Consider the following 18,193-nt stretch of genomic DNA (forward strand, 5'->3'; position numbering starts at 1 on the left):
GCACAGGCAACTCTGCTACACAGCCGGGCACTGATGGGTCACACAGTGAATCCCCCCGCCCCCCGCAGCAATGGCATCGATATCCAGCTGCACGATATCCCGCCCCGGATACAACGCCGCCAGCAGCCCCCGCGCTTTCTCGTCCGCTGCCCCATCGCCAAACTGTGGCGCAATGATCGCGCCATTGATCACGAAGTAGTTGATGTACCCAGCGGCAAAGTCGTCATTGCCTTTGCTGAACCTGTTGCGCCGCCCGTGCAGCGGCGGCGACACGACATGCACCTGCAACCTGCGGCCCTCGGCATCGGTGGCCCGCTTGAGGATCTCCAGATGCTTGCGCGTCACGGCGTAGTCATACGAGTCCGGGTCGTTATCCAGGTTGGCAATCACCACCCCCGGCCTGACGAAGCGGGCATAAAAGTCCACGTGCCCGTCGGTGATGTCCTGGCCGGCGATGCCCGGTAGCCAGATGATCTTGCTCAGCCCCAGGCGCTCCTTGAGCTCCGCCTCGACCTCGGCCTTGCTCCAGCCCTTGTTGCGGTTGGCGTTGACCCAGCTGCTCTCGGTCATGATGCCCGTGCCGTGGCCGTCCACCTCTATGGCGCCGCCTTCACCCACCAGGTCGCTGCGCTGGTAGCGGGCGCCAGCCAGCGTGGTTACGCGCCTGGCCAGTTGGGCATCGTTGAGGTGACGTTGCTTGTTGCCCCAGCCATTGAAGTTGAAGTCCACCGCCGCCAGGGCTCCGTCATCATCGACGACGAAGTTGGCGCCGATGTCGCGCATCCAGATGTCGTCCAGCTCGCACTCGACGAAACTTGTGCGCTGGCTGGCACAGTGTTGCTCGGCCAGCTCGCGCTCGCTGGCCCGGCAGAACACCGTCACTGGCTGATAGCGCGCGATGGCCTGGGCGATGCGACCGAGGGCGGCCTGCACATCGGCGGTGAAGTCCTCCCAGATCGCATCCTGGGCGCCGAAGGCGATGAATGCGCGTTGCTGCGGCTCGCCTTCGTCCGGCATGAACCAGCGCACCGGTTCTTCGGCGCGGGCCAGGCCCAGCGGCAGGCCGAGGCTGGCACCGAGGCCGGCGGCCAGCGAAAGTTGCAGGAAGGTTCTACGGCTTGGCATGGCTCAGTCCTGTGCAGTCTTGAAGCGGGTCCACACGCGCATGCGTGCACGCATGTCGGCCTGTGGGATATCGCGGCCCGGGATCAGCCGGGCATAGGTGGCTTGGTCGAGGTAGATATCAGGGTTGTCGCGCATGCGCGGGTCCACTGCCTGGCGTGCCTTGGCGCTGGCGGTAGGGTAACCGGTGAAGTTGCTGATGGCCGCCATGTTCGCCGGGCGCATGACGAAGTTGATGAAACGATAGGCGTATTCCGGGTGCTTGGCATCGGCCGGGATGGCCATGGTATCCATCCATACCGTGGTGCCTTGGCGCGGCACGCGGTACTGGAAGTCGAGATGCTTGCCCGCGGCGTCGGCGGTACGCTGCGCCTGGATCACGTCGCCACTGTAGCCCAGTGACAGGCACAGGTTCTCGTTGACCAGTTCGGTCACTGGTTGCGACTGGAACTTGCGCACGTACGGGCGAATCGCCTTGAGCAGTTCGCTGGCTGCGGCCAGGTCTTCGCGTTTGGCACTGCGTGGCTCGCGGCCCAGGTAGTTGAGGACCACTGCCAGCACTTCGTCGGGCGAATCGATGACTGAAATACCGCAGTCGGCGAATCTGGCGGCCAGCTCCGGCTTGAACAGCAGGTCGAGGTTGTCCAGCGGTGCATCGGGCATGCGCTGGCGGACTTTGTCGGCATTCACCGTCAGGCCGATGGTGCCCCAGGTGTAGGGCACGGTCGCCTGGCTGGCCTTGGGGTACCGGGCGTGCAGCTGACGCAGCCCGGGCTCGATGTCGTCCAGGGCCTCCAGGCGGCTGTGGTCCAGTGGCTGCAGGCTGCCGGCGCGCATCAGGCGCTCGGCAACGGTATCACCGGGGAAGACCAGGTCGTAGCCACTGCGCCCGGACATCAGCTTGGCCTCGAGCACTTCGCTGCCATCCATCACGTCGTAGATCACCTGGATGCCGGTTTCGGCCGTGAACTGCTTGAGGGTGTCCTCGGCAAAATAGTCGGCCCAGTTGTACAGGCGCAGCACGGGCTGCTCGGCCTGAGCCTGGCAGGCGCAGACGGCCAGCGCCAAGGCGGCCAGAATGTGGCGTTTCATGCTCATGCCCTCAGGGTGTGTGGGTGGGTGCCGTCCAGGGTCAGCAGCGGTGCGTACATCTCCGGGCGGCGATCGCGGTAGATGCCCCAGCTCAGGCGGTCTTCCCGCATGCCGGCCAGATCCAGGTCGTGCAGCCAGATGCCACTGCTGTCGCGGTCGGCTTCGGCGAGCATGGCGCCCTTGTGGTCGCAGATGAACGACGAGCCATAGAAGCGCATGGCCAACGATGCGTCGCTGGCTGCGACTTCTTCGCCCACGCGATTGGCCGCCACCACCGGCAACAGGTTGGCGGCGGCGTGGCCGCGCATGGCCACCTGCCAGTGGTCGCGCGAGTCCAGTTCGGCACAGCCGGGCTCGGAGCCGATGGCGGTGGGGAACAGCAGCACTTCGGCGCCCATCAGTGCCAGGCAGCGGGCGGTCTCGGGGAACCACTGGTCCCAGCAGATGCCGATGCCCAGGCGGCCGAAGGCGGTGTCCCAGACCTTGAAGCCGGTATCGCCGGGGCTGAAGTATTCCTTTTCCTGGTAGCCGATGGCGTTGGGGATGTGGGTCTTGCGGTAGACGCCAAGCAGGCGGCCATCGGCATCGGCCACGGTCAGCGAGTTGAAGAAGGCATTGCCGGCGCGCTCGTACCAGCTCAGCGGCAGCACCACGCCCAGCTCGCCGGCCAGTGCGGCGAAGCGCTGCAGGATCGGGCTGGCGGGGTAGGGCTGGGCGAGGGCCTGGTGCTGGTGGTCCTGTTCGATGCAGAAGTACGGGGTGGCGAACAGCTCCTGCAGCAGGATCACCTGGGCCCCCTTGGCGGCAGCCTGGCGAACCAGCTGTTCGGCGCGGTCGAGGTTGCCTGGCAGGTCCCAGCTGCATGGCATCTGGGTGGTGGCGATGCGTAGCAGACTCATGGCTGCACCTCGGGTTGTTGCTGGGTGATGCAATGAATGCCGCCACCGCCATGGGCGATGTGGTCGATGCGCACCGGTACGATCTCCCGGCCCGGGAAGGCGTGGGCCAGTTGCGCGGCGGCTTCCTGGTCGGCGGCGATGCCGTAGGCCGGCATGATGATCGCGCCGTTGGCGATGTAGAAGTTGGTGTAAGAGGCGCAGAATACCTCGGCGTCCTGGTCGACGGCGGCGCTGGCTTCATACAGGTCGAGCAGCTCGAAGTGCCGGCCTTGCGCGTCGGTGGCCAGTTCCAGGGCGCGGCGGTTTTCCCGCACGACTTCGGCGTACACCGAATGCTGGTCATGGGTGGCGTCGACCAGCAGCACGCCAGGGCGGGCGAAGGCGCATACACCGTCGACGTGGCCGTCGGTCATGTCGCCGGTGATGTATTGTGGGTCGCCCGGTAGCCAGATGGTCTTGCGGATGCCCAGGTAGCGAGCGAAGCAGGCCTCGAACTCGGCCTTGCTCACGCCAGGGTTGCGGTTGGGGTTGAGCAGCACCGACTCGGTGGTGATCAGGGTGCCTTCGCCGTCCACATGAATCGCGCCGCCTTCGTTGCACAGCGCCGTGCTGAAGCCATCCAGGCCCAGGTGGTCGAGGATGCGCCGGCCGAGGCTGCGGTCCTGGCCGTGTTGCGACTTGCCTCCCCAGGCGTTGAAGCGCCAGCTCAGGCCGGCCAGGCCATGTTGAGGGTGGCAGACGAAGCTTGGGCCGCTGTCCCGGCACCAGCTGTCGTCCACGGCCATTTCGACCAGTTCGATATTGGCGCCGCAGAGGGCACGTGCGCTCTGCAAGGCCGACGGGTCGACCACCATCTTCACCGGCTCGAAACGGGCGATGGCCGCCGCGACCCGGGCGTAGTCCTGCTGTACGTCGGCCAGGCGCACGTGCCAGCCGCTTTCCCACAGGGCCTGGTTGTGTGGCCAGACCATCCAGGTGGCAGCGTGGCGGGCCCATTCGGCGGGCATGCGCCAGCCGCTGTCGAGGGACAGGTGCATAGTGAACTCCGATCAATTAAGGATTTTTATCAACGAAGCCCGCCGTCGCGGGTGTTGATGTCCATGCTATGGCTAGGCTTGGCCTGCGACAAACGATAGATTTAGCGCACATCTGATCAGCAGGGCTTATCAATCATGCTCAAAAACTGGCCACCCCTGAATGCCCTGCGCGGCTTCGAAGCCGCTGCGCGGCTGGGCAGCTTCCACAAGGCCGCCGAAGCGCTGAACCTGACCCAGTCGGCCATCAGCCAGCAGATTCGCAGCCTGGAAACCTACCTGGAGCAGCCGCTGTTCCACCGCAGTGGCCGCAGCGTGAGCCTGACCGACGCCGGGCACGACCTGCTCAGCACCACGCAGTCGCTGCTGCAGCACCTGGCGGTGGGCATTCGCCGGCTCGACCAGTACCGCAAGCCCAACCAACTGGTGGTCAACACCAGCCCGGCCTTTGCCAGGCACTGGCTGCTGCCGCGGCTGGCCGACTTTCACCAGCGCTGCCCGGATGTCGACTTGTGGTTGTTCACCAGTTTCGAGGTGCCGGACATGGCGACCGAGACCATCGACCTGGCCATCCGCGACGACCTCAGTGCCCAGGCCGAGTGCAGCTTCAACGTGCTGCACCAGGACCAGCTGTTCCCGGCCTGCCACCCGGCGTTGCTGCAAACGCCGATGTCGCGGCGCACCACCTTGCATGGCGAGCGCGAGATGGACTGGAGCCACTGGCAGCTGGAGGGTGGCGAGGATGTGGGGCAGCAGGGCAAGGGGCTGAACTTTTCCGACCCCGGGCTGCTGCTGGATGCGGCGAGCGAGGGGTTGGGGGTGGCCCTGGTCAGCCAGTTGCTGGCGCGGCGGGCGGTGGAGGAGGGGCGTTTGCAGGCTTTGTCGGCGCAGCGCGTGCGTGGGCCGGCGTGGGCGTGCCTGGTGCATCGGGATAGCCAGGATGATCCGCTGGCCCGGCAGTTCCTGGAATGGCTGAAAGGGGCTCTCTTGTCAGATTGATGTTGCCTGCACTGGCCCTATCGCCGGCAAGCCAGCTCCCACAGGTCCCTCACAGGGCTCAAGTTTTGCGCCGTCTTTGTGGGAGCTGGCTTGCCGGCGATAGGGCCGGTACAGGTAATCCACCGTTTTGCATCCCCAAGATCACCCCGTAATATGTGTCGGATAACCTGCGGGGGTAGTCTCACCCTCTGATCAACCGGAATCGCCCATGGCGGCGCTTCCCCCGGCATAAACCTGACGAGGTACAGACATTGGCCATCATTCATCCTAAGGTCCGCGGTTTCATCTGCACCACGACTCACCCGAAGGGCTGCGAGCTCAACGTCCGTGACCAGATCGAAGCCACCCGCAAGCTGGGCGTGCGCGAGGATGGCCCGAAGAAGGTCCTGGTCATCGGTGCTTCCAGCGGCTACGGCCTGGCAGCCCGCATCACCGCGGCGTTCGGCTTCAAGGCCGACACCCTGGGCGTGTTCTTCGAAAAACCAGGCACCGAGACCAAGGCCGGCACCGCTGGCTGGTACAACGCTGCAGCCTTCGACAAGTTCGCCAAGGCCGAAGGCCTGTACAGCAAGTCGATCAATGGTGACGCTTTCTCCGACGAAGCCCGTGCCAAGGTCATCGAACTGATCAAGAACGAAATGGGCGGCAAGGTCGACCTGGTCATCTACTCGCTGGCCTCGCCAGTGCGCAAGCTGCCGCAGACCGGTGAACTGGTGCGTTCGGCCCTGAAGCCGATCGGCCAGCCGTACAAGTCGACCGCCATCGACACCAACAAGGACACCATCATCGAGGCCAGCATCGAGCCGGCTACCGAGCAGGAAATTGCCGACACCGTCACCGTCATGGGTGGCCAGGACTGGCAGCTGTGGATCGACGCCCTGGCTGGCGCCAACGTGCTGGCCGAAGGTGCCCGCACCGTGGCCTTCAGCTACATCGGCAGCGATATCACCTGGCCGATCTACTGGCACGGTGCGCTGGGCCAGGCCAAGCAGGACCTGGACGAAACCGCCCTGCGCCTGGACAAGAAACTGGCCGGTGAAGTCAAGGGCGGCGCCAACGTGGCGGTGCTGAAGTCGGTGGTTACCCAGGCCAGCTCGGCCATCCCGGTGATGCCGCTGTACCTGTCCATGGTGTTCAAGATCATGCAGGAGAAGGGTGTTCACGAAGGCACCCAGGACCAGCTGGACCGCATGTATCGCGACCGCATGTACCGTGCCGACGGCGCGCCGGCCGAGGTCGACGAGAAGGGCCGCCTGCGCCTGGACGACTGGGAACTGCGTGATGACGTGCAGGACGCCTGCAAGGCGCTGTGGCCACAGGTGACCACCGAGAACCTGTTCGAGCTGACCGACTATGCCGGCTACAAGAAGCAGTTCCTCAACCTGTTCGGCTTCGAGCGCGCTGACGTCAACTACGACGAAGACGTGGCTACCGATGTGAAGTTCGACTGCGTCGAGCTGTAATCGCTGTCGGCCTGTACCGGCCCTTTCGCGGGTAAACCCGCTCCCACAGGGATCCCTTTTAACTTGAGGGAAATGGAGTACCTGTAGGAGCGGGTTTACCCGCGAAGAGGCCGGTACAGGCTATAAAATCTTTGCTAGCTTTGGCGCACAACAACAGGGAATGTGCCATGAGCAGCCTCACCCAACCCGCCACTGCCTTTCGCCACACCGCAGCCGACGGCTACAGCCTCGGCGGCTTCCGCTGGCGCCACGCCCGACCTGACCCCCAGCGCCCGCTGGTGATCATCAACGCTGCCACCTCGGTACGCTGCCGCTACTACTCGCGTTTCGCCGACTACCTGTTCGCCCAAGGTTGCGATGTGCTGACCTACGACTACCGTGGCATCGGCGAATCCCGCCCGGCCTCGCTGCGTGGCTTCCAGGCATCCTGGAGCGACTGGGGCCGGCTGGATTTCGAAGCCATGCTGGTGCACGCCGCAGAACATTTCCCCGACCAGCCGGTGGACGTGGTGGGGCACAGTTTTGGCGGCTGCGCAGTGGGGCTGGCACCGTCGGCGAGCAAGGTTCGCCGGGTGGTGATGGTTGGCGCGCAATTCGCCTATTGGCGCGATTACGCGGCTGACCAGCGTTGGCAACTGTTCGGCAAGTGGCATGTGGTAATGCCGCTGCTCACCCGGGTGTTCGGTTACTTTCCCGGCAAGCGCCTGGGTTGGCTGGAGGACACGCCATCCGGCGTGGTGCACGACTGGACCACCCGTACCCCGCGCTATGAGCACCGACCCAGCGGGCGTGCACTGGAGGCACTACCATTCGCCCAGGTGCGGGCGGCGACGCTGGCCATCAGCCTGACCGATGACCCCTTTGGTACCGTGGCAGCGACCGAGCGTTTGCTGGGTTATCTGCAGGGCGCCGAGCGTCAGCACCTGCGCATTGCGCCTGTGGATATCTCGGTCGATGAAATTGGCCATTTCGCGTTCTTCCATGACCGCTTTCGCGAAAGTTTGTGGCCGGTGGCCTTGCAGTGGTTGCGGCAGGGTGGGTTGGCGGGTGGGGTGCCGGGAACCATCATGGATTGATAGTGGGTTGGAGAATCTGGGGCTGCCTTGCAGCCCTTTCGCGACGCAAGGCCGCTCCCACAAGGGATCGCATTTCTTCTGTGGGAGCGGCCTTGCGTCGCGAAAGGGCCGCGGAGCGGCCCCAAAATCTCAAGCCTTGCGCGCAAGCGGCAGCTCGGCAAACTTGACGCCCGCCAGCCCATGCTTGATCAGCGCACGGATATTGCCATGGTCGCTGCCCTCGGGCGTGGCCACCACGTCACGGTAGTGCTCACCAAAGGCCAGCAGCGCTTCCTGGTCACTCAGCCCTTCCAGCAGTGCCAGGCCCAGGGTCTTGCACGAACCTTCGTTCTGCCCGGCCGCATTCGCCACGCCGCCATTGTCGAAGGCCTGTGGCTGGTAGCTGTAGTTGTCGGCAATGAACGCCAGGGTGTCGGCAAACACGTGTTGGCCGCTGGCCAGGCTGGCGCGCAGGGTGTTCAGGTCAGTCACGGGGTTTTCCTTTTTCGAACGCCGCTTGTTGGTCGGCGCTGGCTTCTTTCTGGTATTGGGCTTTCCACTCGGCGTAAGGCATGCCGTACACCGCTTCGCGGGCGTCATCCAGGCTCAGGTCGAGCTGGCGCTCGTCAGCCGCGGCCTTGTACCACTTGGACAGGCAGTTGCGGCAGAAGCCGGACAGGTTCATCAGGTCGATGTTCTGCACGTCGGTGCGCTTCTGCAGGTGTTCGACCAGGCGCCGGAACGCGGCGGCCTCGAGTTCGAGCTGTTGCTGTGGGGTCATGGGCTTCTCTCAGGTCATGCGGTTCTTCAGGTGGCGGCCACCGTTGATGACCACCTGGCTGCCGGTGCTGTACTGGCTGGCGAGCAGGTACTTGACCGTCTCGATCAGCGGGCCGGCGCCGGGTTCGAACTCCAGCAGGGCCTTTTTCAGGGTCTGCTGGCGGTAGGTTTCGTCACCTCCTTCCTTGAGGATCAGCAGCCCCGGCAGGATACCGTTCACATGCACCTTGGGCGCATATTTTTCGGCGAACGACAGCACCATGTTCTGCAACGCGGCCTTGGTCGCGGCGTAGCCGATGTGGCTTTTGCTGCCGCGTGAAGAGGTTTCGTCGCAAATGTGGATGATGTCGGCCTTTTCCACCTTGGCCAGCAGGTCGCCAAGGGCCAGGTTGAGGTGGTAGGGCGCTTCGACGTGCAGGCGGAACATGGTCTCGAGGTTGTCGAGGCCATCGTCGAGCCACAGCGAGGCGTTGTGGATGATCGCGCGCAGGCCGTCGTAATGGTTGTGCAGATACTCGATCAGGGCCTGGCGGTCGGCCGCCTGGCACAGGTCGGCCTGGAACTGCACGATATTCGGGTGGGCCGCCTGTGGCTGGACGCTGCGGCTGGCACTGACCACCGTATGGCCGGCCTGTGCCAGTTCAAGGGCCAGGGCCAGCCCGACGCGCTGGCTGGCTCCGGTAACGAGAATGGGGCTGTTCATGTTCGGGGCGGTCAACTTGTCTGTCCTTTGATTGCCGCCCAGCATACCCGAACTGTCTACCGCGTGTACGGCCTGGCCTCAGCGGCTGCGCAGGGCGCCAGCCGGGGCCGGGGATGCATGCAGCCAGCCGGCCAGCAGGCGGGTGGAAAGGGGGATGAACAGGTAGACCATCACCGGCGTCAGGCCCAGGGTGCTGAGCAGTACCCGGGGTAGCAGGTCCAGTGCTGGCAGCCAGTGGCCGAACACCAGGTTGAACACCAGCGAGACCGGGAAGAAGGCAAGCCAAATGGCCACGGCCTGCTTCCAGCGTGGCGGTTTTTGCACCATATTGGTGCCAAACCAGTCGTCGATGCCGCTTACGCGCGCCTCTTTGGGGCGTTCGAACAAGCCGTTGCCGCGCTGCAACCAGGCCCGGCGCGAGGCGGAATGCTCCCAGGCATGCAGGGTCGGCTCGTCGCTGAAACGGAAAATGATCTGGAATTCGTCGCTGTCGCGGGGTGGCGCCAGGATGCCCGAGCCAAGGTAGCCGGGGAAGTCGGTGGCCAGCTGTTCGCCTTCATGCAGCCAGGCCAGCAGGTCCTGGTAGCGGCCATGGGCGGCGCGGCGCGACACCATCAGGGTGACGGGTGGGGTAGACATCGTGTATCTCCTGGCAACGGGGCTGGCGGGTAGCCGGCCCCTTTGGCTGTGTCGCCCGGGGTGGTGGGCGACGCAGGCGTGCATGCAAGAATCGGGCGCGGATTATCGCCCATGTGCGATCTTCGGCAACTGTCAGCCGGCAAACGGTTGCCGTAGTAGACTAGGTGTTCAACTTGGGCACACAGGGTACCCCTTGCAGATGAACGAACAGGGACTGAACCCGGTAATCGATGCGAGCCTCGCGCAGCAGGACCTGTTTCCGATCCGTGAGGTTTCCCGCCTGACCGGCGTCAATGCCGTGACCTTGCGCGCCTGGGAGCGCCGCCATGGCCTGATCCAGCCAACCCGCACCGACAGTGGTCACCGCCTGTACTCCCAGGCCGACATCGATGACATCCGCCGCATCCTTGGCTGGCTGGAGCGCGGCGTGGCGGTAAGCAAGGTCGCCAGCATCCTCGCCCGCGACCATGCCCTAGCTGGGCAGGCAGGTGGCGCGACGGGCGCCTGGGTGCGCTGGCAGCAGCAGATCCGCCAGGCGCTGCAACGTTTTGACCTGGCCAGCCTGGACCGCCTGTTCGACGAGGTGTTTGCCGCTTGCACACTGGACCAGGTATTCAGCGAAGTGTTCATGCCGGTGTGGCATGACCTGGCGGTCGGGCAGGGCGGCTACGGGCAGGCCAGCGAATGGCTGTTCCTCGATCAGTTCCTGCGTGGCCGGGTGTTGGCCCGCTTGCAACTTGCCCGTGCACCGCGCAGCCGCATGGTGCTGCTGGCGCCGTTGCCGGGGCAGTGCCACGAACTGGAGTTGCTGGTGACCAGCCTGATCCTGAGCAGTGATGAATTTGGCGTGACGCCACTGGCGAGCGGGCAGCCGCTGGCAGAACTGGCACTGGTCTGCGAGCGCCTGAAGCCGGATGCCCTGGTGCTGTTCTCCCACCAGCCGCCCACGGCGGAACTCACCCGGCGCCTGACGCGCTTGGTGGCAGGGCTGGAATGCCCGTTGTTACTGGCGGGTGAAGCGGCGGAACTGGCACAGGACAGCCTGGCTGGCAGCCCTATCGCCTGCCTGGGCGCGCAGGGTAGCGTGATGCGCCAGCGTTTGCGGCAGTTTCTGGCCGGTCAGTTCGATACCTGAGTGTGTAGCTCGGGGTGGGCCCGGCGATGGGCCTGGAGAATGTAGTCGCGCAGGCGTTCGATCTCTTCGGCCGGGCTTTGGCTGAGGTCATAGGCGGCCAGGTCCGGGCCGATGCGCCGGCCCAGCACGCCATGCAGTTCGATGGGGGGGATGCCGCCAGGGGCGAAGCGCAGTTCGAAGCGGGCTGGTGCCGCTGGCAGGCCACGGACTTCCAGCAATGTACCCTTGAACGAAATATCGCGAACCCACAGGCCGCTTTCCTGCCCATGGGCATCGAGCAGCGCGCTCGGCTGCTCCATCGACAGGCGCCAGGGGCGCAGCATGGGCCCGTCTTCGTAGATTTCCGGTGAGCCCAGTTGCAGGTGCAGGGCGTGGAACTCGTCTTCCACCAGTTGCAGCGGGAAGCTGATCTGCTGGTTGTTGAACTGGGCCTGCAGGGTTACCTGCTCGTTGGCCACCAAGCGGGTGAGCAAGCTCTGGATGCGGCGGTCGCCATTGACCAGCAGGCTCGACATGGGGTCGGCCAGGTTCAACTGCGGCGAATGCTGCATGTTCTGTATGAAATCCAGCTCGTCCTGGGTCAGGAGCGCTTCTGCTTGCATGATCGAACTCGATGGCGATTTCTTCAACGGGATTGACCGTGCGTGGCGTACTTGGTTCAGGTGCGTTCGTCGGGTTTCGGACGAACGCGCAGTTGCGCCAGTTCCCGCTCCAGTTCGACCTGGCGAGTGACGTCTTTCTGGATACCGATGAAGTAGGTGCGTTGTTCGGCGTCGTGCCTTACCGGGGTGATCGACAGTTCGTTCCAGAAAGCGCTGCCATCCTTGCGGTAGTTGCGCAGCACTTCGCGGCACGGCCGGCCTTCGGCCAGGGCCTTGCGGATGCGGGCGCGGCCAAGCTGGTCGCGGTCGTCGGCCTGCAGGAAGCGGCAATCCTGGTAGAGGATTTCGTCACGGCTGTAGCCGGTCAGGCGTTCGAAGGCCGCGTTCACGTAGATGAGGATGGTGTCGTCGCCTTCCTGCTCGGCGACCACGATGCCGTCATTGGACGCATCGACCATGGATTGCAGTAGTTGCGCGTTGATCATGTTCGGGCCATTGAATAAACAAGGGTGCGAAGCAGGGCTGAGGAGGGTGACTTTGGTAGAGGCGGCCTTTTGCCAGCGCCGGATGCTAGTATCCTACGTTTTCACTCAGTTTCGGAATCCTCTACCCGATGAAAGTCGCCATTATTTCCGGATCGGTCTACGGCACCGCCGAAGAAGTCGCCCGTCACGCTGAATCGCTGCTCAAGGCTGCGGGCCTGGAGGCCTGGCATGCGGCGCGCGCCACCTTGCAGGACCTTGAAGGTTTCGCCCCCGACGCCTTGCTGGCCGTGACCTCGACCACTGGCATGGGCGAACTGCCGGACAACCTCATGCCGTTGTACAGCAGCATTCGCGATACCCTGCCTGCGGCCTGGCGTGGCCTGCCGGGAGCGGTGATTGCGCTGGGTGACAGCAGTTATGGCGATACCTATTGCGGTGGTGGCGAGCAGATGCGCGAGCTGTTTGCCGAACTGGGCGTGCGCGAAGTGCAGCCGATGCTGCGCCTGGATGCCAGCGAGACGGTGACTCCGGAGGCGGATGCAGAGCCTTGGTTGGCTGAGTTGGTGAGTACACTTAAAGCCTGACGGGTATTTTTCGCCTGTACCGGCCTCTTCGCGGGTGAACCCGCTCCCACAGGTACTGCACAGATTTCAGAGGCTGTGGTGTTCCTGTGGGAGCGGGTTTACCCGCGAAGAGGCCGGCAAGGGCAACTCATCCCTTGCTGGCGAGCACCGGCCACTCGCTCACCAACGCCAACCACGCCTGCGCCGCCCGTGACAGATACGCCCCGCGCCGCCAGATGAACGCGATATCCCAACGCAAATCCCCCGGCGAGCGCAGCGGCAAGCGCACCACACCGGGGCGCTCCAGCGCTTTCGCCACCACACGGGGCAGCAGCACCACTCCCTGGCCCGCCGCCGCCAGCGCCGCGAGGAAGTCCGCCTGGCCACTGCGCCCGCCTTCCTTGGGGGTAAAACCCTGCTGCTGGCACGCCTTCAGCAACCGGTCATTGAGCACGAAGCTGCGCTGGTAAAGCAGGAACGGGGTATCGGCCAGCTGCTGCAGGTCCACCCCGTCCTGGCCCGCCAGCTCGTGGCCGGCAGGCAACAGGGCATCCAGTGGTTCGTTGCAGAACGGCTGGTAGTCGAACGCCTCGTCACTGGGCGTCAGGCTGCCACCCAGTTCCAGTTCGCCACTCTTGACTGCCTGTTCGATGCTGCGGCTGCCGCCTTCGAGCAACTGGACCGCGATGTTCGGGTGACGCTGCCGATACTCGGCAAACAAGCCGGCGAACAGCGCGTCGCTGCCCAGCATCGGCAAGCCCAGGCGCAGTTCACCGCGGCCCATCTGGCTGAGGTCGTCCAGTTCGCTGAGCAGCGCCTGACGTTGGCGCAACAAGGCTTCGCCACGCTCCAGCACGATGCGCCCGGCAGCGGTCAGGTGCAGCTGTGAGGCCTGGCGCTCCAGCAGCGGCTGGCCCACATCTTGCTCCAGCTGGGCCACCTGTTTGCTCACCGCCGACTGGCTGATGTGCAGGGTTTGCGCCGCCTGGGTAAAACCGCCGCGGTGGACCACTTCGATAAAGCTGCGCAGCTGTTTGAATTCCATGATCGCAATTCCATTCTGGAATGGTGTTCAGTCTAACAATTCGCTTCTGGCCTAGGCAGCCAAATCTTAAAATGAGGGCCTGTCGAGGAACCCCCCATGAAACCCGCGTTATTGAAAAAAGCCCTGCGCTTGCTCGTCGAGCTGGCGATCCTCTGTGCCTTGTTCCTGTTCGGTGGCCAGCTTGCCACCTGGCTGGGCTGGCCGATTCCTGGCGGTGTGATGGGCCTGGCATTGCTGCTGTTGCTGTTCGCCTCGGGTGTGCTCAAGCCGGCCATGCTGCAACTGGGCGCCGGCTGGTTGATGGCTGAGATGCTGCTGTTCTTCATCCCGGCGCTGATGAGCCTGCTCGATTACGGCGCCCTGATCCGTGACGAGGGCTGGCGCATCCTGCTGGTGATCGCCGTGAGCACCCTGATGGTAATGGTGGTGACCGCCTTGACCGTGGAACTGGTGTGCCGCTGGAGCTTGCGCCATGAGCCTTGAACCCATGCCGCTGTTCTGGCTGGCCCTGACCTTGCTGGCGTACCTGGGCAGCCGCTGGTTATACCGGCGCAGCGGGCGTTACCTGCTGTCGCCGCTGATCCTGGTGCCGGTTCTGTTGCTGGCGGTGGCCGTGCCGCTGCACACCGCCTATGCCGAGTACGCCCGCAACACCCACTGGCTGATGAGCGTGCTTGGCCCGGTGACCGTGGCCTTCGCGGTGCCGATCTGGCAACAACGGGCCATGCTGGCGCGCCACTGGCCGGCACTGATGGTGGGAATGGTCGCCGGCAGCAGCGCTTCGATCGCCAGTTCCTGGGGGTTGGCACATATGTTGGCGCTGGACAGCGCGACCAGCCTGTCGCTGGTGCCGCGTTCGATCACCACGCCCTTTGCCATGCCATTGGCCCATGACCTGGGTGGCGTACCGGAGCTGACGGCGGTGTTCGTGATGTTCACCGGCGTGCTGGGCGCCATGTTCGGCGGCGTGCTGCTGCGTTGGTTGCCGTTGCGCACGCCGCTGGCGCGGGGCGCGCTGTTCGGCGTCGGTGCCCATGGTGCCGGGGTCAGCCGGGCACAGGAGGTGGGCCGCGAGGAAGGCTCGGTGGCCGGCCTGGTCATGGTCCTGACCGGGTTGTTGAACCTGTTCGCGGCACCGCTGCTGGCCATGCTGCTCTGACCGTTCGTGCCACTGACTCGCCAAGTCATCAAGCTGGCTGGAAACGCAAGTTCCAGCCAATGGGCTGCTGGCTAGACTCTGCCTCGACATAGAGAGCACATGTAAGTGCCGAGGTGACATGCAATGACCGCAGCCTTGCTCTATTCCACCAACACCACTTCACCGGGACCGTTCTGATGCCCATGGCCGAAATTCCATTGTGCGTCTGGCGTACCCGGGGACAGAGTTTCAGCTTCCGGGGCCAGAGCATCCGCTACTGGACCGCAGGGCAAGGAGAGCCCCTGCTTCTGTTGCACGGCTTCCCCACTGCCAGCTGGGATTGGCGCTACCTGTGGGGGCCATTGGCCCAGCGCTTCCGGTTGATCGCCTGCGACATGCTCGGATTTGGTGATTCGGCCAAACCGGTCGATCACCTGTACAGCCTGATGGAGCAGGCCGACCTGCAGCAGGCCTTGCTCGCCGAGCTCAAGGTCGACCAGCCGGTGCATCTGCTGGCCCATGATTACGGCGGCAGTGTGGCGCAGGAACTGCTGGCGCGGCATCATGAACAGCGCGCCAACATCGCCAGCTGCGTGTTCCTCAACAGCGGGCTGTTCCCCGAAAGCTGCCGCATGCTGCTGATCCAGAAGTTGCTGCTCAGCCGTCTGGGCTGGCTGGTAGGACGTTCGTTCGGGCGTGACGACCTGGTGCGCAGCGTGATCCAGGTCTACGGCTCTTGCACCCAACCCAGTGAAAGCGTACTGGATGACTTCTGGAGTTTGATCGCCGCCAACCGTGGCACGCGCATCCTGCACAAACTGGTGGGGTACATGCCGGAGCGCAGGTTGCACCGCGAACGCTGGGTTGGCGCGATGCAGCACGAAGGCGTGCCGCTGCGCTTGATCAATGGCGTGGTCGACCCGCTGTCCGGCGCGCACATGGTGGAGCGCTACCGGCAACTGGTGCCGGAGCCGGACACCGTGCAGTTGCAGGGCATCGGCCATTACCCGCATACCGAAGCGCCAGTGCAGGTGCTGCGCCATTACCTGGCCTTTCGTGAACAACCGCTGAGCTGTTTCCAGCAGAAAGTGGCCTGGTACTGACAGGGCCTCATCGCCGGCAAGCCGGCTTCAACAGGTACAGCGCAGGCCTGGAGGCCGGCGCGGTTGGTGTGGGAGCTGGCTTGCCGGCGATGGGCCGCACAGCGGCCCCATAACCATCGTGCTGCGTTATTGCCAGGCATTCAGCCTGCGTGAGCTTGATTGTCCGCCCGCCGCTGGCGGCGGACACTCGGCTGACCTGAACCTGCCTGGAGCCATGAGCATGAGCGAGCCTGTCCGTCTGCAAGATCGCGTGGTGATCGTCACCGGAGCCGGGGGCGGCCTGGGCCGTGCCCATGCGCTGCTGTTCGCTGCGCGTGGTGCGCAGGTGGTGGTCAACGACCTCGGCGGCTCCACCCACGGTGAAGGCGCCAGCACCTCCGCCGCCGATCGGGTGGTAGCGGAGATCCGCGCCGCTGGTGGCAGTGCCATTGCCAACCATGACTCGGTCAGCCACGGCGCGCGTATTGTCGAGCAGGCCCTGGACAGCTTCGGCCGGGTCGATGTGCTGGTGAACAATGCCGGCATCCTGCGTGACAAGACCTTCCACAAGATGGAAGACAGCGACTGGGAGCAGGTGTATCAGGTGCATGTCGAGGGGGCTTACAAGGTCACCCGCGCCGCCTGGCCGCACCTGCGCGAGCAGAACTGGGGGCGGGTGATCTTCACCGCTTCCACGTCCGGCATCTACGGCAACTTCGGCCAGGCCAACTACGGCATGGCCAAGCTGGGCCTGTATGGGCTGACTCGTACCCTGGCGATCGAAGGGCGCAAGCACGGCATCCTGGTCAACGCCATCGCCCCCACCGGTGGTACCCGCATGACCGAAGGGTTGATCCCGCCCCAGGTATTCGAGCGGCTCAAGCCAGAGCTGGTCAGCCCGCTGGTGGTGTACCTGGGCAGCGAGCAGTGCCAGGGCAGCGGTGAGCTGTTCGAAGTGGGCGGTGGCTGGGTGGGCAAGGTGCGGTGGGAGCGTAGCCTGGGGGTAGGCTTCGATCCGCGTGAAGGCTTTACCCCGGAGCAGGTGGCGGAGAACTGGGCACGGATTGGCGACTTCGACGGGGCAGTGCACCCACAGGACAGCTTGCAGGCGTTGCAGCAGATGATGGCGAACTTGCAGAAGTATCCGCTGGGCTGAAACTTGTATGCCTGTGCCGGCCTCTTCGCGGGTAAACCCGCTCCCACAGGTACACCACAAGCCTTTGGGGTAGTGATATCTCTGTGGGAGCGGGTTTACCCGCGAAGAGGCCAGCACGGGCGAAGAGTTTTTCAGGGCAAATAAAAAAGGCCGCTGCAAGCCGCAGCGGCCAATCGAGACGTCAGATCAAGGAGCTTCAAAATCTACGTCGGTGAACCTCGCAGGCCTGAAAGGCGGGGGGGAGAGCCCTTCATGCCGGCCAGTGAGTTAAGAATAAGCGCCTGATCCTGTAGGAAAAATAGCCGCTTATGACATTCACCTTTACGTATCGGGCAATAGTGCCGCAAGCGCTCAGCCGGCGGGCGAATAGCCCATGCGCCAGCTGGTTTCCCGCGCTGCCGCCAGCAGCCGTTGCGCCGCCGGGCCATGCTCGTCGGCATGGAAGATCGACGTCGGCCCGACCACGGTCATCACCGCGGCGACCTGCCCCATGGCATTGAACACCGGGGCCGACAGCGCATCCACGCCCGGCATCAACAGCCCGTGCACATGGTGCAGGCCACGTTCACGAATGCCCGCCAGTACCGCCTGGTAGTCGGCGGCGCTGTGCTGCAGGGCGGCCAGTTCCCGGTCACGCAACTCCACGGTCTCGCGCTCGGGCAGGTAGGCGGCGAACACCAGCCCGGTGGACGACGTGAGCAGCGGCAGTACCGAGCCGATCTGCGTTACCACGGTGACCGCGCGTACCGCCGGCTCGATGCTGACCACTGTCGCGCCCTGGTTGCCCCATACGGCAACGAAGCAGCTCTCGTTCAGTTCATCGCGCAGCTGCGACAACGGTAGCGCGGCAATCTTCAGCACATCGATACTGCCCAGCGCCGCCAGCCCCACCCGCAGTGCCTCGCGCCCCAAGCCGTAATGGTTGGTGGCCGCATCCTGCTCGGCAAAACCGCTGGCGATCAATGCCTGCAGGTAACGGTGCACCTTGCTCGCCGGCATCTGCACATGTTCCGCGAGGCGTGACAGGGAGGTGGACGGGGAGAGCTCGGCAAGGGCCTTGAGGATGTCGGTGCCGACCTCCGCCGAGCGGACTTTCTGCTTGCCGTTGTCGGCGGGGGAGCTGGCTTTGGCCATGGACATCTTCTTCCGGATTCGTCGAGTCGCGCCTTTATAGCTTGACGCATTGCCCGTAGCAAATTAC

Annotated in this window: 21 protein-coding genes; 9 read left to right on the forward strand and 12 right to left on the reverse strand. The window is 64.5% G+C overall.

The window, feature by feature from the left end:
* Window positions 1–15: 15 nt before the first annotated feature.
* The 4 genes from RYH74_RS09190 to RYH74_RS09205 are packed head-to-tail and all read right to left on the reverse strand — an operon-like array spanning window position 16 to window position 4,150.
* Window positions 16–1,125, reverse strand: a complete 1,110-nt coding sequence (locus RYH74_RS09190; protein ID WP_317409299.1) for an agmatine deiminase family protein — start codon at window positions 1,123–1,125, stop codon at window positions 16–18.
* 3 nt (window positions 1,126–1,128) lie between these two features.
* Window positions 1,129–2,214: an extracellular solute-binding protein gene (locus tag RYH74_RS09195; RefSeq protein WP_317409300.1), complete on the reverse strand. Its 1,086-nt coding sequence runs from the start codon at window positions 2,212–2,214 to the stop codon at window positions 1,129–1,131.
* 2 nt (window positions 2,215–2,216) lie between these two features.
* On the reverse strand, window positions 2,217–3,113 hold the full coding sequence (gene aguB / locus RYH74_RS09200; RefSeq protein ID WP_025340629.1) for an N-carbamoylputrescine amidase: 897 nt from the start codon (window positions 3,111–3,113) through the stop codon (window positions 2,217–2,219).
* On the reverse strand, window positions 3,110–4,150 hold the full coding sequence (locus tag RYH74_RS09205) for an agmatine/peptidylarginine deiminase (protein ID WP_085664448.1): 1,041 nt from the start codon (window positions 4,148–4,150) through the stop codon (window positions 3,110–3,112). The genes aguB and RYH74_RS09205 overlap by 4 nt, the downstream gene beginning before the upstream one ends.
* Window positions 4,151–4,285: 135 nt before the next feature.
* Between RYH74_RS09205 and RYH74_RS09210 the strand changes: the two genes are divergently transcribed.
* The 3 genes from RYH74_RS09210 to RYH74_RS09220 all read left to right on the forward strand — a co-directional run bounded on the left by RYH74_RS09210 (window position 4,286) and on the right by RYH74_RS09220 (window position 7,685).
* Entirely contained in the window at window positions 4,286–5,146 is an 861-nt protein-coding gene (locus RYH74_RS09210) for a LysR substrate-binding domain-containing protein (RefSeq protein ID WP_317409301.1), read from the forward strand.
* Window positions 5,147–5,397: 251 nt separating this feature from the next.
* Window positions 5,398–6,609 (forward strand): enoyl-ACP reductase FabV, encoded by a 1,212-nt coding sequence (fabV, locus tag RYH74_RS09215; RefSeq protein ID WP_075046363.1) that lies wholly within the window; start codon window positions 5,398–5,400, stop codon window positions 6,607–6,609.
* Between the two features lie 167 nt (window positions 6,610–6,776).
* A complete protein-coding gene (locus RYH74_RS09220; protein ID WP_317409302.1) occupies window positions 6,777–7,685 on the forward strand; it encodes an alpha/beta fold hydrolase in 909 nt (302 codons plus the stop codon).
* 129 nt (window positions 7,686–7,814) lie between these two features.
* Here the strand turns inward: RYH74_RS09220 and RYH74_RS09225 are convergent, their stop codons facing one another.
* From RYH74_RS09225 to RYH74_RS09240, 4 genes are read right to left on the reverse strand one after another with little or no spacing between them, the layout of a single operon-like run.
* Window positions 7,815–8,156, reverse strand: coding sequence for a HopJ type III effector protein (locus RYH74_RS09225; RefSeq protein WP_003260709.1), 342 nt, complete (start codon window positions 8,154–8,156; stop codon window positions 7,815–7,817).
* Entirely contained in the window at window positions 8,149–8,445 is a 297-nt protein-coding gene (locus RYH74_RS09230; RefSeq protein WP_003260708.1) for a DUF1244 domain-containing protein, read from the reverse strand. Before RYH74_RS09230 ends, RYH74_RS09225 begins: the two co-directional genes overlap by 8 nt.
* Window positions 8,446–8,454: 9 nt before the next feature.
* Window positions 8,455–9,192: a dihydromonapterin reductase gene (gene folM / locus RYH74_RS09235; RefSeq protein ID WP_075046361.1), complete on the reverse strand. Its 738-nt coding sequence runs from the start codon at window positions 9,190–9,192 to the stop codon at window positions 8,455–8,457.
* A gap of 33 nt (window positions 9,193–9,225) precedes the next feature.
* On the reverse strand, window positions 9,226–9,786 hold the full coding sequence (locus RYH74_RS09240; protein WP_317409303.1) for an antibiotic biosynthesis monooxygenase: 561 nt from the start codon (window positions 9,784–9,786) through the stop codon (window positions 9,226–9,228).
* Between the two features lie 199 nt (window positions 9,787–9,985).
* On the opposite strand from RYH74_RS09240, the gene RYH74_RS09245 reads away from it, so the two are divergent.
* On the forward strand, window positions 9,986–10,921 hold the full coding sequence (locus tag RYH74_RS09245; protein ID WP_274120974.1) for a MerR family transcriptional regulator: 936 nt from the start codon (window positions 9,986–9,988) through the stop codon (window positions 10,919–10,921).
* On the opposite strand, the gene RYH74_RS09250 is transcribed toward RYH74_RS09245, so the two are convergent.
* The gene (locus RYH74_RS09250; RefSeq protein ID WP_025340622.1) at window positions 10,906–11,523 is read right to left on the reverse strand and encodes a hypothetical protein; all 618 of its coding nucleotides are present in this window, start codon (window positions 11,521–11,523) and stop codon (window positions 10,906–10,908) included. The genes RYH74_RS09245 and RYH74_RS09250 overlap by 16 nt on opposite strands.
* A 56-nt stretch (window positions 11,524–11,579) precedes the next feature.
* Window positions 11,580–12,008, reverse strand: a complete 429-nt coding sequence (locus tag RYH74_RS09255) for a PAS domain S-box protein (RefSeq protein WP_054572763.1) — start codon at window positions 12,006–12,008, stop codon at window positions 11,580–11,582.
* Between the two features lie 128 nt (window positions 12,009–12,136).
* On the opposite strand from RYH74_RS09255, the gene RYH74_RS09260 reads away from it, so the two are divergent.
* Window positions 12,137–12,592, forward strand: a complete 456-nt coding sequence (locus tag RYH74_RS09260) for a flavodoxin (protein ID WP_075046356.1) — start codon at window positions 12,137–12,139, stop codon at window positions 12,590–12,592.
* 127 nt (window positions 12,593–12,719) lie between these two features.
* Here RYH74_RS09260 and RYH74_RS09265 read toward each other — a convergent pair whose 3' ends face one another.
* Window positions 12,720–13,616 carry a LysR family transcriptional regulator gene (locus RYH74_RS09265; protein WP_317409304.1) on the reverse strand — a complete coding sequence of 299 codons (897 nt, stop codon included), beginning with the start codon at window positions 13,614–13,616 and terminating at the stop codon, window positions 12,720–12,722.
* 96 nt (window positions 13,617–13,712) lie between these two features.
* Here RYH74_RS09265 and RYH74_RS09270 point away from each other — a divergent pair, with 96 nt between their 5' ends.
* The 4 genes from RYH74_RS09270 (at window position 13,713) to RYH74_RS09285 (ending at window position 16,992) form a co-directional block, all read left to right on the forward strand.
* Window positions 13,713–14,099, forward strand: a complete 387-nt coding sequence (locus tag RYH74_RS09270; protein WP_075046354.1) for a CidA/LrgA family protein — start codon at window positions 13,713–13,715, stop codon at window positions 14,097–14,099.
* Entirely contained in the window at window positions 14,089–14,775 is a 687-nt protein-coding gene (locus RYH74_RS09275; protein WP_024087732.1) for an LrgB family protein, read from the forward strand. The genes RYH74_RS09270 and RYH74_RS09275 overlap by 11 nt, the downstream gene beginning before the upstream one ends.
* Before the next feature lie 176 nt (window positions 14,776–14,951).
* The gene (locus RYH74_RS09280; protein WP_075046353.1) at window positions 14,952–15,857 is read left to right on the forward strand and encodes an alpha/beta fold hydrolase; all 906 of its coding nucleotides are present in this window, start codon (window positions 14,952–14,954) and stop codon (window positions 15,855–15,857) included.
* 220 nt (window positions 15,858–16,077) lie between these two features.
* Window positions 16,078–16,992, forward strand: coding sequence for an SDR family oxidoreductase (locus tag RYH74_RS09285; protein ID WP_317409305.1), 915 nt, complete (start codon window positions 16,078–16,080; stop codon window positions 16,990–16,992).
* Window positions 16,993–17,343: 351 nt separating this feature from the next.
* On the opposite strand, the gene RYH74_RS09290 is transcribed toward RYH74_RS09285, so the two are convergent.
* Window positions 17,344–18,126 (reverse strand): IclR family transcriptional regulator, encoded by a 783-nt coding sequence (locus tag RYH74_RS09290; RefSeq protein ID WP_025340615.1) that lies wholly within the window; start codon window positions 18,124–18,126, stop codon window positions 17,344–17,346.
* Window positions 18,127–18,193 lie beyond the last annotated feature (67 nt).

Source organism: Pseudomonas sp. LSJ-87, from assembly GCF_032971465.1.
In the GTDB taxonomy this organism is placed as follows: domain Bacteria; phylum Pseudomonadota; class Gammaproteobacteria; order Pseudomonadales; family Pseudomonadaceae; genus Aquipseudomonas; species Aquipseudomonas putida_Z.

What these genes read in the sequence shown, in the direction of transcription:
- RYH74_RS09255 (WP_054572763.1), bottom strand. Translation starts at nt 12,008, where the DNA reads ATGATCAACGCGCAACTACTGCAATCCATGGTCGATGCGTCCAATGAC.
- RYH74_RS09260 (WP_075046356.1), top strand. Translation starts at nt 12,137, where the DNA reads ATGAAAGTCGCCATTATTTCCGGATCGGTCTACGGCACCGCCGAAGAA.
- RYH74_RS09240 (WP_317409303.1), bottom strand. Translation starts at nt 9,786, where the DNA reads ATGTCTACCCCACCCGTCACCCTGATGGTGTCGCGCCGCGCCGCCCAT.
- aguB (WP_025340629.1), bottom strand. Translation starts at nt 3,113, where the DNA reads ATGAGTCTGCTACGCATCGCCACCACCCAGATGCCATGCAGCTGGGAC.
- RYH74_RS09290 (WP_025340615.1), bottom strand. Translation starts at nt 18,126, where the DNA reads ATGGCCAAAGCCAGCTCCCCCGCCGACAACGGCAAGCAGAAAGTCCGC.
- RYH74_RS09230 (WP_003260708.1), bottom strand. Translation starts at nt 8,445, where the DNA reads ATGACCCCACAGCAACAGCTCGAACTCGAGGCCGCCGCGTTCCGGCGC.
- RYH74_RS09270 (WP_075046354.1), top strand. Translation starts at nt 13,713, where the DNA reads ATGAAACCCGCGTTATTGAAAAAAGCCCTGCGCTTGCTCGTCGAGCTG.
- RYH74_RS09265 (WP_317409304.1), bottom strand. Translation starts at nt 13,616, where the DNA reads ATGGAATTCAAACAGCTGCGCAGCTTTATCGAAGTGGTCCACCGCGGC.
- RYH74_RS09250 (WP_025340622.1), bottom strand. Translation starts at nt 11,523, where the DNA reads ATGCAAGCAGAAGCGCTCCTGACCCAGGACGAGCTGGATTTCATACAG.
- RYH74_RS09285 (WP_317409305.1), top strand. Translation starts at nt 16,078, where the DNA reads ATGAGCGAGCCTGTCCGTCTGCAAGATCGCGTGGTGATCGTCACCGGA.
- RYH74_RS09275 (WP_024087732.1), top strand. Translation starts at nt 14,089, where the DNA reads ATGAGCCTTGAACCCATGCCGCTGTTCTGGCTGGCCCTGACCTTGCTG.
- folM (WP_075046361.1), bottom strand. Translation starts at nt 9,192, where the DNA reads ATGCTGGGCGGCAATCAAAGGACAGACAAGTTGACCGCCCCGAACATG.
- RYH74_RS09210 (WP_317409301.1), top strand. Translation starts at nt 4,286, where the DNA reads ATGCTCAAAAACTGGCCACCCCTGAATGCCCTGCGCGGCTTCGAAGCC.
- RYH74_RS09190 (WP_317409299.1), bottom strand. Translation starts at nt 1,125, where the DNA reads ATGCCAAGCCGTAGAACCTTCCTGCAACTTTCGCTGGCCGCCGGCCTC.
- RYH74_RS09220 (WP_317409302.1), top strand. Translation starts at nt 6,777, where the DNA reads ATGAGCAGCCTCACCCAACCCGCCACTGCCTTTCGCCACACCGCAGCC.
- RYH74_RS09245 (WP_274120974.1), top strand. Translation starts at nt 9,986, where the DNA reads ATGAACGAACAGGGACTGAACCCGGTAATCGATGCGAGCCTCGCGCAG.
- RYH74_RS09280 (WP_075046353.1), top strand. Translation starts at nt 14,952, where the DNA reads ATGCCCATGGCCGAAATTCCATTGTGCGTCTGGCGTACCCGGGGACAG.
- RYH74_RS09205 (WP_085664448.1), bottom strand. Translation starts at nt 4,150, where the DNA reads ATGCACCTGTCCCTCGACAGCGGCTGGCGCATGCCCGCCGAATGGGCC.
- RYH74_RS09195 (WP_317409300.1), bottom strand. Translation starts at nt 2,214, where the DNA reads ATGAAACGCCACATTCTGGCCGCCTTGGCGCTGGCCGTCTGCGCCTGC.